12 protein-coding genes and 1 other RNA gene are annotated in these 15,572 nt (G+C 73.3%); 7 read left to right on the top strand and 6 right to left on the bottom strand.

Annotated elements, in window-relative coordinates; all coding sequences use genetic code 11:
• Nucleotides 1-69: 69 nt before the first annotated feature.
• Nucleotides 70-1,182, bottom strand: coding sequence for an FAD-dependent monooxygenase (locus LRS07_RS05610; RefSeq protein ID WP_260500993.1), 1,113 nt, complete (start codon nucleotides 1,180-1,182; stop codon nucleotides 70-72).
• 55 nt (nucleotides 1,183-1,237) lie between these two features.
• Here LRS07_RS05610 and LRS07_RS05605 point away from each other — a divergent pair, with 55 nt between their 5' ends.
• From LRS07_RS05605 to rpoH, 6 genes are all read left to right on the top strand, one after another.
• Nucleotides 1,238-2,104: an MOSC domain-containing protein gene (locus LRS07_RS05605; protein ID WP_260500992.1), complete on the top strand. Its 867-nt coding sequence runs from the start codon at nucleotides 1,238-1,240 to the stop codon at nucleotides 2,102-2,104.
• Between the two features lie 147 nt (nucleotides 2,105-2,251).
• Nucleotides 2,252-3,346, top strand: coding sequence for a redox-regulated ATPase YchF (ychF, locus tag LRS07_RS05600; RefSeq protein ID WP_260500991.1), 1,095 nt, complete (start codon nucleotides 2,252-2,254; stop codon nucleotides 3,344-3,346).
• Nucleotides 3,347-3,351: 5 nt separating this feature from the next.
• A complete protein-coding gene (locus LRS07_RS05595; RefSeq protein WP_260500990.1) occupies nucleotides 3,352-6,564 on the top strand; it encodes a CHASE domain-containing protein in 3,213 nt (1,070 codons plus the stop codon).
• Between the two features lie 75 nt (nucleotides 6,565-6,639).
• Entirely contained in the window at nucleotides 6,640-7,809 is a 1,170-nt protein-coding gene (locus tag LRS07_RS05590) for a zinc-dependent alcohol dehydrogenase (protein WP_260500989.1), read from the top strand.
• Nucleotides 7,810-7,942: 133 nt separating this feature from the next.
• Nucleotides 7,943-8,530 carry a hypothetical protein gene (locus LRS07_RS05585; protein WP_260500988.1) on the top strand — a complete coding sequence of 196 codons (588 nt, stop codon included), beginning with the start codon at nucleotides 7,943-7,945 and terminating at the stop codon, nucleotides 8,528-8,530.
• Nucleotides 8,531-8,624: 94 nt separating this feature from the next.
• The gene (gene rpoH, locus LRS07_RS05580; RefSeq protein WP_260500987.1) at nucleotides 8,625-9,554 is read left to right on the top strand and encodes an RNA polymerase sigma factor RpoH; all 930 of its coding nucleotides are present in this window, start codon (nucleotides 8,625-8,627) and stop codon (nucleotides 9,552-9,554) included.
• Nucleotides 9,555-9,628: 74 nt separating this feature from the next.
• Here the strand turns inward: rpoH and LRS07_RS05575 are convergent, their stop codons facing one another.
• A complete protein-coding gene (locus LRS07_RS05575) occupies nucleotides 9,629-11,569 on the bottom strand; it encodes a response regulator (RefSeq protein ID WP_260500986.1) in 1,941 nt (646 codons plus the stop codon).
• 117 nt (nucleotides 11,570-11,686) lie between these two features.
• Nucleotides 11,687-12,169, bottom strand: an RNA gene (gene rnpB / locus LRS07_RS05570) — RNase P RNA component class A.
• A gap of 46 nt (nucleotides 12,170-12,215) precedes the next feature.
• Here rnpB and cysK point away from each other — a divergent pair.
• Nucleotides 12,216-13,139, top strand: coding sequence for a cysteine synthase A (cysK, locus tag LRS07_RS05565; protein WP_260500985.1), 924 nt, complete (start codon nucleotides 12,216-12,218; stop codon nucleotides 13,137-13,139).
• Here cysK and LRS07_RS05560 read toward each other — a convergent pair.
• From LRS07_RS05560 to LRS07_RS05550, 3 genes are read right to left on the bottom strand one after another with little or no spacing between them, the layout of a single operon-like run.
• Nucleotides 13,097-13,945, bottom strand: coding sequence for an NYN domain-containing protein (locus LRS07_RS05560; RefSeq protein ID WP_260500984.1), 849 nt, complete (start codon nucleotides 13,943-13,945; stop codon nucleotides 13,097-13,099). The genes cysK and LRS07_RS05560 overlap by 43 nt on opposite strands.
• Nucleotides 13,942-14,976, bottom strand: coding sequence for a dihydroorotase (gene pyrC, locus LRS07_RS05555; protein WP_260500983.1), 1,035 nt, complete (start codon nucleotides 14,974-14,976; stop codon nucleotides 13,942-13,944). Before pyrC ends, LRS07_RS05560 begins: the two co-directional genes overlap by 4 nt.
• 55 nt (nucleotides 14,977-15,031) lie before the next feature.
• Nucleotides 15,032-15,502, bottom strand: a complete 471-nt coding sequence (locus LRS07_RS05550; RefSeq protein ID WP_260500982.1) for a hypothetical protein — start codon at nucleotides 15,500-15,502, stop codon at nucleotides 15,032-15,034.
• Nucleotides 15,503-15,572 lie beyond the last annotated feature (70 nt).

The raw sequence follows: 15,572 nt of genomic DNA, 5'->3' as shown, positions 1-15,572 counted from the left end.
GCGGCGCCCCAACCACCCGATGCGGGCAAGGCGAACGCGGGCGTCAAACCCGACACGCCAGCGGCCGTCTCAACCCAGCGCGCGGGCGGCCAGCGCCCGCTTGACCGCCGTCAGCCGGTCGACCACGCCCAGGCCCCGGTTGCGCAGCGACTTCAGCCACGGCTCGCGGGTGGCGAACAGGTGCAGCAGGCCGTCGGTGAGCTGGCCCATGGCCTGGGTGTCGGCGGCGCGCTCACGGGCGTAGCGGCGCAGCAGCCTGGCGTCGCCCAGCGATCGCCAGGGCTCGCGCGCGGCCAGCACCTGCGCCAGCGCCGCCACGTCGGCCAGCCCGAGGTTCAGGCCCTGCCCCGCCAGCGGGTGCACCCGGTGCGCGGCGTCGCCGAGCAGCACCCAGCCCGCGCCGGCCACCGGCTCGGCCAGCGCGAAGCCCAGCGACCAGGCCGCGCGGGCGGCCTGCAGGCGCAGCGTGCCGGCGGCGTCGCCGGTGGCCTCCTGCAGGGCGGCCTCGAAGGCCGGCGCGTCGAGCGCCATCAGCGCGTCGGCGCGTTCGGCCGGCAGCGACCAGACCAGGCCGTAGCTGCGGCCGGCCTCGGGCCGGTCGAAGGGCAGCAGCGCCAGCACGTCCGGCGAGCGGAACCACTGCCAGGCGGTGCCGGCATGCGGGCGGTCGCTGCTCAGCCGTGCCGCGATGGCGCGCTGGCCATAGGCCTGCGGCTCGAAGCGCACGCCCAGGCGCTGGTGCACGTCGGCCTCGCGCCCCTCGCAGTGGGCCTGCAGCGCGGCCGGCAGCGGTCGCTCGCTGCGCAGCACATGCGGCGCGAAGTTGACCGCGCTGGCCAGCGCGGCGTCGAGCGCGCCGGCATCGACGATCCAGGCCAGCGCCTCGACCCGCTGCGTCCAGGCCGAGAAGCCGAGCGTGGCGCCGGGCGCATCGCCGTGCACCCGCATGTCGTAGACCGGGGTGACGGCGTCGCCGGGCAAGGCGTCCCAGACCTTGAGGCTGCGCAGCACCGCCACCGACGCCGCGTTGAGCGCGTAGGTGCGCAGGTCGGGGGCCGGGGTGCGCGCGGCGGGCTCGACCAGCACCACCGCCAGGCCCTGGCGGGCGAGCGCCAGCGCCAGGCTGCGGCCCACCGCACCGGCGCCGTGGATGCACACGTCGTGGGTCGGTCGCGGGTCCATCGCGGCATTCTAGGCAGCGCTACCATGCCGCCGCCTTCGAGGAACGGAACGAACGATGAGCGATGCGACCCCCGTGCGGCTGGCCGGCTTGCATGTCTACCCGATCAAGTCCTGCGCCGGCGTGGCGGTGGACGAGTCGCTGCTGATCGAGACCGGGCTGGAGCTGGACCGCGCCTGGATGGTGGTCGACGCGCAGGGCCGGTTCATGAGCCAGCGCGACTGGCCGCGGCTCGCGCTGGTGAAGCCGACGCTGAAGGTCTGGGACATCGTGCTGCGCGCGCCGGGCATGCTGGCGCTGCACCTGCGCATCGACGCCGTGGAAGCACCGACGCGCGCCACCGTCTGGGGCGACGAGGTGGCGGCCTACGACATGGGCGACCTGGCCGCGCGCTGGTTCAGCGTCTTCCTCGGCACCGAGGCCCGGCTGGTGCGCTTCGACCCCGAACAGCGCCGCGCCTGCGACGCCAAGTGGACCGCCGGCCACGAGGCGCAGACCGCCTTTGCCGACGGCTTCCCGCTGCTGGTCAGCTCCACCGGCTCGCTGTCGGCGCTGAACACGCGGCTCGCCGCCGCCGGCCAGCCGCCGGTGACCGAGGCCCGCTTCCGGCCCAACCTGGTGATCGAGGGCCTGGACGGCCGGCTCGACGACCACGGCGAGGACTTCCTCGACGAGATCGCCTTCGACACCGACGAGGGACAGGTGCGGCTGAAGCTGTGCAAGCCCTGCACCCGCTGCTCGATCCCCGACGTCGACCCCGCCACCGGCGAGCGGGGCCATGCCGTGGGCGACGCGCTGGCCGCCTACCGCGCCGACGCTCGCATGGGCGGCGCGCTGACCTGGGGCATGAACGCCTTCCCGCTGGAGGGCATCGAGCGGCTGCTGAAGGTGGGCCAGACGGGCCGCGCGACGCTGGCGTTCTGACCGCGCTCCGTAGAATCGGGCGCTTTTCCCCGACGAAATGAGACAGCCTGTGTCAACGCATCCGCGGGCCGAGCGCCGGGCCGCTCCCAAGCCGGCCCGCATCCCCTCGGGGGATCGACCGACGTACCCGTCGGGCGAGGGGCTGTCATGACGCTCAAATGCGGCATCGTGGGCCTGCCGAACGTCGGCAAGTCCACCCTCTTCAACGCGCTGACCAAGGCCGGCATCGCGGCGGAGAACTACCCCTTCTGCACCATCGAGCCCAACGTCGGCGTGGTGGAGCTGCCGGACCCGCGGCTGCAGCAGCTGGCGGGCATCGTCCAGCCGGAGCGGGTGGTGCCGGCCATCGTCGAGTTCGTCGACATCGCCGGCCTGGTCGCCGGCGCCAGCAAGGGCGAGGGCCTGGGCAACCAGTTCCTGAGCCACATCCGCGAGACCGACGCCATCGTCAACGTGGTGCGCTGCTTCGAGGACGAGAACGTCATCCACGTCGCCGGCAAGGTGGACCCGGTCAGCGACATCGAGGTCATCCAGACCGAGCTCTGCCTGGCCGACCTGTCGACCGTGGAGAAGACCCTCCAGCGCACGACGAAGGTCGCCAAGGCCGGCGGGGACAAGGAGGCGCTGCGCCTGCTGGACGTGCTCAAGAAGTGCGAGGCGCAGCTCAACCAGGGCCAGCCGGTGCGCACCATCGCCTTCAGCAAGGAGGAGCTGGCGGTGCTCAAGCCGCTGTGCCTGATCACCGCCAAGCCGGCGATGTTCGTGGGCAACGTGGCCGAGGACGGCTTCGAGGACAACCCCTTCCTCGACCGCCTGCGCGAGTACGCCGCCACCCAGGACGCGCCGGTGGTGGCCATCTGCGCCAAGACCGAGGCCGAACTGGCCGAGATGGCCGACGAGGACCGGCTGCTCTTCCTGCAGGAGATGGGGCAGGACGAGCCGGGCCTGAACCGGCTGATCCGCGCCGCCTTCAAGCTGCTCGGCCTGCAGACCTACTTCACCGCCGGGCCGAAGGAAGTGCGCGCCTGGACCATCCACGTCGGCGACACCGCGCCGCAGGCGGCCGGCGTCATCCACACCGACTTCGAGCGCGGCTTCATCCGCGCGCAGACCATCGCCTTCGACGACTACCTGCAGTTCAAGGGCGAGCAGGGGGCCAAGGACGCCGGGAGGATGCGCGCCGAGGGCAAGGACTACGTCGTCAAGGACGGCGACGTGATGAACTTCCTCTTCAACGTGTGACCCCGTTGGCCCGCCCCGGCCTGCGGCGGGCCTTGACCGCGCTGGCGCCCCGGCTGGCACCGGTGTTCGGCACCGCGCTGGCCTATGCGCTGGTCGGCTGGCTGGCGGTGCAGATCGCGCTGCCGCCGAGCTACGCCGCGCCGCTGTACCCGTCCTCCGGCATCGCGCTGGCCTGCCTGCTGACCTGGGGATGGCGGGCCCTGCCGGGGGTCTTCATCGGCGCGGTGGCGGTCAACCTGCTGCTCAGTGCGCCGCGGGAACAGTCGGCCTGGGTCGCCTTGCTGGTGCCGGTGGCCGTCGGCCTGGGCGCGGCGCTGCAGGCCGCCGCCGGCCGGGCGCTGGTGCGGCGCGGGGTGCGCCAGCCGATGACGCTGGGCGAGCCACGCGACCTGCTGCGCTTCTTCCTGCTCGGCGGCCTGCTCGCCTGCTGCATCGGTGCCAGCGTGTCGGTGGGCGCGCTGTTCCTCGCGGGCACGGTGGGCGCGGACCAGTTCGCCTTCTCCTGGTGGACCTGGTGGGCCGGCGACACGCTCGGCGTGCTCATCGGTGCGCCGGTCGCGGCGACCTTCATCGGCCGGCCGCGCAGCGAGTGGGCGCCGCGGCGGCTGTCGGTGGGGCTGCCGCTGACCCTGGTCACGCTGCTGCTGGGCGCCGGCACGCTGCTGGTGGCCCGTCTCGACGAGCGCCGCAGCGCCTCGATCTTCGAACACGACGCGCTGCACGCGGCCGACCTGCTGGAGGCCCAGTTGCGCGAGCCGCTGGCCGCGCTGCAGGCGCTGCAGGGCGTGGTGGAAGCGGCCGGCAGCGTCGACGCCGCCGGTTTCGCCCATGCCGCCCGGCCGTGGCTGCAGCGCCCGCTCTCGATCCAGGCCATGGGCCTGTACCAGGCGTTCGAGCGCGAGCGGCAGTCCGCGTTCGAGGAGGCCGTGCGGCAGCAGGACGGGCGGCCGGCGTTCCGCGTCTTCGAGCGCGAGCCGGTGCCCGTGCCGCCCGCATCGCCCTCGACGCGCCGCCTGGCGCTGCGCTACATCGCACCGGAGGCCGGCAACCAGGCGGCCATCGGCCTGGACCCGATGTCGGTCGGGGCGGTGCGCGAGGCCCTGGAGCGGGCGCGCGCCAGCGCCCAGCCCGCCGCGACCCGGCCGTTCCGCCTGACGCAGGAGGTCGGCGACCAGATGGGCGTGGTGGTCTACCAGGTGCTGTGGCCGCGACTGCCGCCGCCGGTGCAGCCGCCCTTCGCCGCGCACGATGGCGTCGTCTTCGTCACCCTGCGCATGGACGACGCCCTGCGCAGCGCCCTGCGCTCGGTGCCGGCCTACCTGCAGTGGTGCCTGATCGACCCCAGCCCGGGCGCACCGGCACGTCGGCTGGCCGGCGCCGCGGGCTGCGACGCTCCGCGCACGGCCCATGGGCTGGACTGGCGGCGCGACGTGCCGTTCGCCGGCCAGCGCTGGCAGCTGCAGATGTGGGCGCACGCCGATGCGGTGCCCGAGCTGCGGCACTGGAACGCCTTGCTGTTCTCGCTGGTCGGCCTGATCGCCACCGCGCTGCTCGGCGCGCTGCTGCTCTTCGTCACCGGCCGGGCGCGGCGCATCGAGGCGGCGGTGGCCGAGCGCACGGCGGACCTGCAGCGGGAGGTGAGCGAGCGCGAGCGGACCGAAGTGGCCCTGCGCGAAAGCGAACGGCGCTTCCGCAACATCCTCGACGCGGTGCCGATCGGCGTGCTCTACACCGACCTCGACGGCCGCATCCGCGAGAGCAACCCGCGGCTGCGCGAGATGCTCGGCCACGACGCCGGCACGCTGACCTCGCTGCGGGCCACCGACCTCACCCACCCCGAGGACCGGCCGGCGGAACAGCAGCTGATCGAGCGCCTGCTGTCCGGGGACATCCCCGGGTTCCGCCTGCAGAAACGGGTGCTGGACCGCCATGGCGGCGTGCGCTGGTGCCGCAACAGCGTCTCGCTGCTGCGCGACAGCGAGGGCCGGCCGATGCGCATGGTGGCGGTGCTGGAGGACATCACCGAGCACCTGCGGCTGGAGGAGGCCGAACGCGCCCGCGAAAGCGCCGAGGCGGCCAGCCGGGCCAAGAGCGACTTCGTCTCGCGCATGAGCCACGAGCTGCGCACGCCGCTGAACGCGATGCTCGGCTTCGCCCAGTTGCTGGAGCTGGACCGGCAGCAGCCGCTGGCGCCGCACCAGCTCGACTGGACGACGCAGATCCAGCAGGCCGGCTGGCACCTGCTGCACATGATCAACGACACGCTGGACTTCGCGCGCATCGAGTCCGGCAGCGTGCGGCTGGAGCTCGCCCCGGTCGCCCTGCCCGCGTTGGTGGCCGACACCCGCGCGCTGCTCAAGGCCGCGGCGGAGGCCCAGCAGGTGACGGTGGTGGAGGACCTGGACCCGGCGGCCGGCGCGGTGCTCGCCGACGGCACCCGGCTCAAGCAGGTGCTGACCAACCTGCTGTCCAACGCCATCAAGTACAACCGGCCGGGCGGCTGGGTGCGCATCTCCAGCCGGCCGGCCGGCCACCGCGCGGTGGAGATCCGCGTGCAGGACAACGGCATCGGCCTCAGCGCGTCGCAGCTCGGCCAGCTGTTCCAGCCGTTCAACCGGCTGGGCCGCGACCGGGTGGCCGAGGGCACCGGCATCGGCCTGGTCATCAGCCGCCGGCTGGCCGAACTGATGGGCGGCAGCCTGCAGGCCGAGGCCGGCCAGGGCGGCGCCGGGGGCGCCACCTTCCGCCTGGTGCTGCCCGCGGCGCCGGAGGAGCCGACCGCCTCGCGGCCGGTGCCGGTCGACCTGCCGGGCGCGCCGCCCTACCGGCGGCGCATGGTCCACTACATCGAGGACAACGAGACCAACGCCGAGGTCATGCGCGGCATCCTGGCGCAGCGGCCGCAGGTGGCGCTGCAGGTCTCGACCACCGGGCTGGACGGGCTGGCGGCGGTGCGGCGCTCGCCGCCCAGCCTGATCCTGCTCGACATGCAGCTGCCCGACCTGGACGGGCTGGAGCTGCTGCGCCACCTCAAGGCCGACCCTCTGACGCGCGGCATCCCGGTGGTGGTGGTGTCGGCGGACGCCACCGCCGCGCGCATGGACCAGGCCGGCGCCCTCGGCGCGGCCGGCTACGTCACCAAGCCGGTGAACGTGGCCGAGATGCTCGGGCTGGTGGACAGCCTGCTGCTCGACCAGGACACACACTTCGGCGAGTGAGGCGGCGGGGCCGCTTCGGCCGCAAGGGAACGGTGTTTGCCGCCGTCCTCTCCGACGCTGAACAGGAGAAGACCCATGCGCGCCCTCCGCTGGCACGGCAAGAAGGACATCCGCTGCGACCGGGTGCCCGACCCGCAGATCGAGGACGGACGCGACGCCATCCTCAAGGTGACCAGCTGTGCCATCTGCGGCTCGGACCTGCACCTGTTCGACGGCCTCATGCCCGGCATGGAGCACGGCGACATCATGGGCCACGAGTTCATGGGCGAGGTGGTCGAGGTCGGCCGCGACAACCACAAGCTCAAGGTCGGCGACCGGGTGGTCGTGCCCTTCACCATCGTCTGCGGCGACTGCGAGCAGTGCCGGCGCGGCAACTTCTCGGTGTGCGAGCGGACCAACCGCAACGCCCACCTGGCCGAGAAGGTGTTCGGCCACACCACCGCCGGGCTGTTCGGCTACACCCACCTCACCGGCGGGTTCGCGGGCGGCCAGGCCGAATACGTCCGGGTGCCGTACGCCGACGTCGGGCCGGTCAAGGTGCCGGGCGGCATGACCGACGAGCAGGCGCTGTTCCTCGGCGACATCTTCCCCACCGGCTGGCAGGCCGCCGTGCAGTGCGACATCCAGCCCACCGACACCGTGGCCGTCTGGGGCGCGGGGCCGGTGGGCCAGTTCGCCATCCGCAGCGCCATCCTGCTCGGGGCGCGGCAGGTGATCTGCATCGACCACGTGCCCGAGCGGCTGCAGATGGCCGAGGCCGGCGGCGCCATCGCCATCAACTTCCAGGACGAGAGCGTGCTCGACCGCCTGAAGGAGCTGACCCAGGGCAAGGGCCCCGAGAAGTGCATCGACTGCGTGGGCATGGAGTCGCACGTCACCCGCTCGTTGGACGGCATCTACGACCGCGTCAAGCAGGCGGTGATGCTGGAGACCGACCGGCCGCACGTGCTGCGCGAGATGATCTACGTCTGCCGGCCGGCCGGCGTCATCTCCATCCCCGGCGTCTACGGCGGGCTGGTCGACAAGATCCCCTTCGGCGCGGCGATGAACAAGGGGCTGACCTTCCGCATGGGCCAGACCCACGTCAACCGCTGGGCCGACGACCTGCTCCAGCGCATCGAGGACGGCCAGATCGACCCGTCCTTCGTCATCACGCACAGCGTCGGGCTGGAGGACGGCCCGGCGATGTACGAAACCTTCCGTGACAAGAAGGACGGCTGCATCAAGGTCGTCCTGAAACCTTGACCACCCCGTGGCGCCTGACGGCGCTCCCCTCAAGGGGCACAACCGATGGACCGGCAAAGCCGGATCCATGGTTGCCGCTTGAAGGAGGCGGGCGCCTTCGCGCCGCCATCCAAAGCTCACCCAGGAGATCCACATGCCGATGTACCGCCCCGCCCCCCACCAGCCGGACCGCCGCATCGCCCGCCGCCTGGGCTGGTTCAGCCTCGGCCTCGGCGTCGCCGAGGTGCTGCTGCCCCGAACCCTGGCCCGGCTCACGGGTCTGACCGGCCAGGAGCGCCTGCTGCAGTGGTACGGCGCCCGCGAGATCGCCAACGGGCTGGCGCTGCTGCTGGCCAGGAACCCGGAGCCGATGGTCTGGGCGCGGGTGGCCGGCGACGCGCTGGACGCGGCCACGCTCGCCCCGTCGGTGGCCGGCGCCAACGGCCAGTCCGAGCGGCTGCCGGCCGCCGTGGCCCTGGGCGCGGTCGCCGGGGTGGCCGCCATGGACATCGCCGCGGCCGCCCGGCTGCGCCGCGACCGCCTGGCCGCCGCCGAGGCCGTCGGCCGCCCGGACTACCGCGACCGCAGCGGCTTCCCGCGGCCGCCGGCGCAGATGCGCGGCGTGGCCACCCGCGACTTCCAGCCGCCGGCGGACCTGCGCGTGCCGGAGGCGCTGCGGCCGCAATCGACCGCGCCCAAGCTGCGCGCCGGCGGCGCCCCGCCGACCGAGGTGCACCACTGAGCGCCGGCATTCCGCCACGGCGGCGGCTTAGCACTCTCCGACGGGGAGTGCTAACATTTGCGGAACCGTGACACCGAGAGGAGGTCAGATCCGCATGAACGCGATGTCCCCCGCCTCTGCCGTCGTACTCCGTGATCCGTGGTCCGTGGTGCCCTCGCTGGGCAACCTGGACGCGTACATCACGGCCGTCAACCGCATCCCGCTGCTCACCGCCGACGAGGAAGGCGACCTGGCCCGCCGCCTGCGCCAGAACGGCGACATCGAGGCCGCCGGCCGCCTGGTGCTGTCGCACCTTCGGCTGGTGGTCTCCATCTCGCGCCAGTACCTGGGCTACGGGCTGCCGCAGGGCGACCTGATCCAGGAAGGCAACGTCGGCCTGATGAAGGCCGTCAAGCGCTTCGACCCGGAACAGGGCGTGCGGCTGGTGAGCTATGCGCTGCACTGGATCCGCGCCGAGATCCACGAGTACATCCTGAAGAACTGGCGCATGGTGAAGGTGGCGACCACCAAGGCCCAGCGCAAGCTGTTCTTCAACCTGCGCTCGCTGAAGCAGCAGCTCAAGGGCGAGGCCACCAGCGGCACCCACCGCAACGCGCTGAGCGCCAGCGAGATCGCCCAGGTGGCCGCCGAGCTGAACGTCAAGCCGGAAGAGGTGCTGGAGATGGAGACGCGCATGGCCGGCGCCGACGTCGCCCTCGAACCGCAGGGCGACGACGGCGACGAGCAGGCCTACGCGCCGATCAGCTACCTGGCCGACGATGCCGCCGAGCCGACCCGGGTGATCGAGGGCCGGCGCCGCGACGCGCTGGCCGGCGACGGCGTGCAGCAGGCGCTGGAGGTGCTGGACGAGCGCAGCCGGCGCATCGTCGAGGCGCGCTGGCTGGAGGTCAACGACGACGGCTCCGGCGGCAAGACGCTGCACGAGCTGGCCGCCGAGTACGGCGTCAGCGCCGAGCGCATCCGCCAGATCGAGTCGGCGGCGATGAAGAAGATGCGCAAGGCGCTGGCCACGGCCGCCGCCTGACGAGCCCCCGGTCCACGCAGGCCCGCCTCGGCGGGCCTTTTTTCATGGCGGGGCACGGCCGCCCGCCACCCGCCTCAGGGCTCGCGCCGCGGCTGCGGCAGCCAGCGCTCGACGGTGGTGCGCAACTGCTGGGCGTCCACCGGCTTGGACAGGTAGTCGTTCATGCCGGCGGCCAGGCACTGGTCGCGGTCGGCGGTGCTGGCGTGGGCGGTCAGGGCGATGATGGGCGTGCGCTGCGCGCGCAGGCCGGCGTCGCCCTGCCGGATGCGCCGGGTGGCCTCGTAGCCGTCCAGACCGGGCAGCTGGCAGTCCATCAGCACGGCGGCGAAGTCGGCCTCGCTCAGGTGGCGCAGCGCCGCCTCGGCATCGGCCGCCACCTCCACCCGGCAACCCATCTGCTCCAGCAGCCGGTGGGCGACGAGCTGGCTCACCTCGTCGTCCTCGACCAGCAGCACCCGGGCGCCGACCGCCGTCGGCGCGGTCGCGGTCGCCGGGGCGTTGGGCTCGACCGCGTCGCGGGCCACCGCCTCCAGCGTGCGGGCCAGGTCGGCGTCGGCGAGTGGCCGGGCCAGCACCAGCGGGTTGGCCACCGGCGGCAGCTTGCTGCCCGCCCGGCGCAGCAGCAGCACCGGGCGCCACGCCGGGCGGCCGTCGGCGGCCGCCGGCGGGCTCAGCAGCCCGTGCAGCTGCGGGGTCCAGCCGCCCGTCGGCTCGTCGAAGACCACCGCCCGCGGCGCGCCGAGCGCCAGCGCCTCGGGCTGGGCCGCCAGCTCGCGCCAGCTGAAGGCGCCGACCTCGTCGTGGCCGAGGTGGCGCAGCCGGTCGTGCAGCGCCTGCCGGGTGGCCGCGGCGTCGCTGACGATGGCCACGCCGAGCCGCGGCTCGGCGGCCGGGACCGGCGCCGGCTGGGCCAGCACCGGCAGGCGCAGCGTGGCGGTGAAGCAGGCGCCGCGGCCGGGCTGGCTGTCCAGCTCGACCCGGCCTCCCATGGCCTGCACCAGGTGGTGCACCACCGCCAGGCCGAGCCCGATGCCGCCCTGGCGCCGCGCCACGCTGTCGTCGCCCTGCACGAAGGGCGTGAAGACCAGCGGCTGCAGCTCCGGCGCGATGCCGGGCCCGGTGTCGCTGACCGAGATCTCCAGCCCGTCGGCCACCGGTCGGGCCGCGAGCAGCACCTGGCCCACCTCGGTGAACTTGATGGCGTTGCGCAGCAGGTGCAGCACCAGCTGGCGCAGCCGCGCCGGATCGGCCTGCACCTGCGGCGGCAGTTCGGGCGAGAGCAGCACTTCGAGCAGCAGCCCGCGGTCGAGCGCCAGCGGTTGCACCTCGGCCGCCGCCTCGTCGAGCAGCAGGCGCAGCGGCACCGCCCGCGGCTGCAGCTGCAGCTCGCCGGCCTCGATGCGCGAGAAGTCCATCAACTCGTCGAGCAGGCCCATCAGCCCGCCGGCCGAACGCTGCATCAGCGACAGGTAGTTGCGCTGCTGGCTGTCCAGCGGCGTGCCGGCCAGCAGCTGCAGCAGGCCGATGACGCCGTTCATCGGGGTGCGGATCTCGTGGCTCAGCGTGGTCAGGAACTGCGACTTGGAGCGGCTGGCCTGCTCGGCATGGTCCAGTGCCTGTTCAAGCACGCCGGCCGGCGCGGCGGGCGGCGGGGGCGGCCGGCTCAGTGTCTGCGCGGCCTGCAGCCAGCGTTCGGGCCAGCGACCGCCGGCCATCGGCGCCGCCGCCGACAGCAGCAGGTCCAGCGTCAGCAGCCGCTGCCAGGTCCGGTGCAGCGCCGGCCAGGCCACGACCACCACCCCGAACTGCAGCAGCAGCAGCAGCAGGGTGGCGCCGAACAACTGGCCCGCCGACGCGTCGGTGGCCATGGCGAAGGCGATCAGCGCCAGCCCGGTGGCGGCCAGCAGGCCCAGGCAGCCCAGCAGCAGCAACCGGCGGGTGCGCCGGTTGGCGTCGGGGCTGTCCCGTGGGTCCGCCGGGGCGGTCGTCTCGCCGGTCTCAGCGGTCGGTGGCATGGGCCGATGATGCCCCGGCCGGGATGGCGGTGCGGGCAGGGAGGGCGAAGCGGGCATGTCGGCCACCGGGCGCGGGTCGAAACGGCCCCCGCGGCAATCGGCATGCGCCGGGAAAAAGTGTGGAGCGGGCCGGTAGGCCGGATTCTGTGCGGCGCGGGTCGCCCCGCACCGTGACCGCCATTCCTCTGGGCCGTGGATCGCTCCGACGGCTCGATGCCACCCACCCGCCGGCTCATGCGGGCCACATTCAAACGCCGGCCTATTCGGTGTTGCTGCGCGTAGAGATTGCCCGTTTCACCCGGCTCCGCGAGCTGCGCTCGCGGTCCCGACGCTCACTTGCGCGAGCGTCCCGTCCCGCTTCGTTCCGGTGGCCGCCGCATCGCGATGCGATGCGGTGGACCGAACCGCTGCCCTTCTTGAGGGGAACCTTGACGAGACGGCTGTCGCCGTCTCGCCGGCCCGGACTGCCGACTCGTCTCTGTTGCTCTGATCCTCGCCTCACGGCGGACAGGTGTTGCCTGCTACGCTGCCCTGTGCAGTCCGGACCTTCCTCCCATGCCGTCTTTCGACGCTTGCACAGGCGGCGGTCTGGCCCGCTCCACCACGGCATTATCCTGTGGCGCACCAGACCCCTCCGGAGACCTGCATGAAAGCCGATTCCATCCTCGCCACCATCGGCGGCACGCCGCACATCCGGGTCCGCCGGCTGTTCGGCAGCGCCGAGGTGTGGATCAAGTCCGAGCGCAGCAACCCGGGCGGCTCGATCAAGGACCGCATCGCGCTGTCGATGGTCGAGGCCGCCGAGCGCGACGGCCTGCTCAAGCCCGGCGGCACCATCGTCGAGCCGACCTCGGGCAACACCGGCATCGGTCTGGCCATGGTGGCCGCGGTCAAGGGCTACGCGCTGGTGCTGGTGATGCCGGACAGCATGTCGGTCGAGCGCCGGCGGCTGATGCTGGCCTACGGGGCGCGCTTCGAGCTCACGCCGCGCGAGAAGGGCATGAAGGGCGCGATCGAGCGCGCCAAGGAACTGGTGGCCGCCACGCCCGGCGCCTGGATGCCGCAGCAGTTCGACAACCCGGCCAACATCGAGGTGCACGTGCGCACCACCGCCGCCGAGATCCTGGCCGACTTTCCCGACGGGCTGGATGCGCTGATCACCGGCGTCGGCACCGGCGGCCACATCACCGGCTGCGCGCAGGTGCTGAAGAAGGCCTGGCCGCAGCTGAAGGTGTTCGCGGTGGAGCCGGCCGCCTCGCCGGTGATCTCCGGCGGCAAGCCGTCGCCGCACCCCATCCAGGGCATCGGCGCCGGCTTCATCCCGGCCAACCTGCACACCGACCTGCTCGACGGCGTCATCCAGGTCGAGGCCGAGGCCGCCCGCGAGATGGCGCGCCGCTCGGCGCGCGAGGAAGGCCTGCTGGTGGGCATCTCCAGCGGCGCCACGCTGGCGGCCATCGCCCAGAAGCTGCCGGAGCTGAAGGCCGGCGCCCGGGTGCTCGGCTTCAACTACGACACCGGCGAGCGCTACCTGTCGATCGAGGGCTTCCTGCCCGCCGACTCGGCCTGACGCCGCGGCGCCCGCCGACGCGGGGTCGGGGGGCGCGCGTCCGCGGCCCCTTCGCCCCGGCGGTCGCGCACGAAGACCGACTTCTCCCGGCGCTCCAGATCGAACAGGCCGCTGGCCTCGACCAGGTCGCTGAACTTGCGGAAGCCGTGGTTGCGCGGGTCGAAGGAGGCCTGGTTGGCGATGTGGTTGCGCACCGCGCTCAGGGACGACCAGCCATCCTCGCCGGCGGCGCTGTCCACCGCGTTGCGCAGCAGGCTGACCAGCTTGGCGTCGCCGCGCAGCCGCTTGCCGATGGCGGTGGCGTCCTCGGCCGGCTCGGCCGCGGGCTGGGCCGGGTCCGGCGCCGGCGCCTCGCCCAGGTTCTCCAGGTAGAGGAAGCTGGAGCAGGCGTTGACGAAAGGGGCCGGCGTCTTCTTGGCGCCGAAACCGAGCACGGTGGCGCCCTTGGCGCGCAGGTGCATCACCAACGGCGTGAAGTCCGCGTCGCTGGAGACCAGGCCGAAGCACTCCGGCCGGTCGGTGTAGAGCAGGTCCAGCGCCTCGATGGCCATCACCATGTCGGTGGCGTTCTTGCCCTTGCTGTGGTCGAACTGCTGCACCGGTCGGATGGCGTGCTCGTGCAGCACCGCCTCCCAGCCCTTCAGCTCGTTCTTCTTCCAGTTGCCGTAGGCCCGGCGGATGTTGGCCACGCCGTACTTGGCCAGCTCGGCCAGGATGACGTCGATCTTGGCGGCCGGCGAGTTGTCGGCGTCGATGAGCAGCGCGATGCGGGTGGCGTGCAGGCGGTCGTCGCGGGGAAGGTTCATGACAGCTTCCAGGCCAGGCGCTCGCCGGCGCGCAGGGGTTTAAGTTCGGCCTGGCCGAAGGGCACCGCCGCCGGCACGGTCCATCCCTCCCGCCGGAGCGTGACCGTGCCGGTGTTGCGCGGCAGGCCGTAGAAGTCGGCGCCGTGGTGGCTGGCGAAGCCCTCCAGCCGGTCCATCGCGCCGGCCGCCTCGAAGGCCTCGGCGTACAGCTCCAGCGCGGTCAGCGCGGTGTAGCAGCCGGCGTGGCCTCCGGCGTGCTCCTTCAGGTGCGCGGCATGCGGTGCGCTGTCGGTGCCGAGGAAGACGCGGGGATGGCCCGAGGTCGCGGCCTGCACCAGCGCCTGCCGGTGCTCCTCGCCCTTCAGCACCGGCAGGCAGTACCAGTGCGGCTGCAGCCCGCCGGTGAAGAGCGCGTTGCGGTTGTAGAGCAGGTGCTGCGGCGTGAGGGTGGCGCCGGTCATCGCGTCGCCCGCCTGCGTCACGTACTGCGCGCCCTCGCGCGTCGTCACGTGCTCGAAGACCACCTTCAGTTCGGGAAAGTCGCGCCGCAGCGGGATGAGCACGCGGTCGATGAACACCGCCTCGCGGTCGAAGACATCGACCGCCGGGTCGGTGACCTCGCCGTGCACCAGCAGCAGCAGGCCCTCGCGCTGCATGGCGTCCAGCGTCGCGCGGCAGTGCTTCAGGTCGGTGACGCCGTCGTCGCTGTTGGTGGTGGCGCCGGCCGGGTACAGCTTCAGCGCCACCACGCCGGCCGCCCTGGCGCGCTTGATCTCGTCGGGCGGCGTGCGATCGGTGAGGTACAGCGTCATCAGCGGCTGGAAGTCGCTGCCCGCCGGCCGTGCGGCCAGGATGCGGTCGCGGTAGGCCTGCGCCTGGGCGGCGGTGGTGATCGGCGGCCGCAGGTTCGGCATCACGATGGCCCTTGCGAACTGCGCTGCGCTGTGCGGCAGCACCGCCGCGAGGGCCTCGCCGTCGCGCAGGTGCAGGTGCCAGTCGTCGGGGCGGGTCAGCGTCAGGGCATCGGTCATCGCGGCGATTGTGCAGCCCGCCCCGGACCGCCCCCGCTTCGGCACCGTCGCCGGTTCAGCGGCCGACGCCGAGCACCTCGCGCACCGCCGCCTCGCCCTGGGTCTGGCGCACCTGGGTGACGAAGCGCAGGGCCAGGGCGCGGATCTCGGCCTCGGTGCCGCACTTTTCCAGGTCGAGCACCAGCCGCAGGCCGTTGACCAGGCCCAGGCGCCGGCGCGCCTCACGGGTCACGAGTGCATAGAGCCCGTCGCGGCCGAGCGCCTGCAGACGCGCCTCGACGTCGACGGCGGCCGACGCCGGCGTGTGCGCGGCGCCCGCCGGTCGGGCCGCCGGCGCGATCAGCCCGCGCTGGATCAGCGCGTCGAGGTCGGCCGGCCCCGCCCCGGCGATCATCGCCAGCCAGTCGGTGGCCGGCTTGGAGCCGTCGATCACCAGCAGCAGGTTGCGGGTGGTGCGCGACAGCTCGGCGCCGCGCGCGCCGATCTCGGCCCGGCCTTCGGCGGTCTTCTCGTAGCGGTCCGGCATGGCGGTGCTCCCTGGCGCCCCTTCACGCGGCAGCGCAGCACGCGGTTATAGCCGGGCGGCTCGCCGCCGG

Origin of the sequence: Aquabacterium sp. J223, assembly GCF_024666615.1 — a bacterium.
Lineage (GTDB): Bacteria > Pseudomonadota > Gammaproteobacteria > Burkholderiales > Burkholderiaceae_C > J223.
This window is presented reverse-complemented; position numbering and strand designations above follow the sequence as displayed.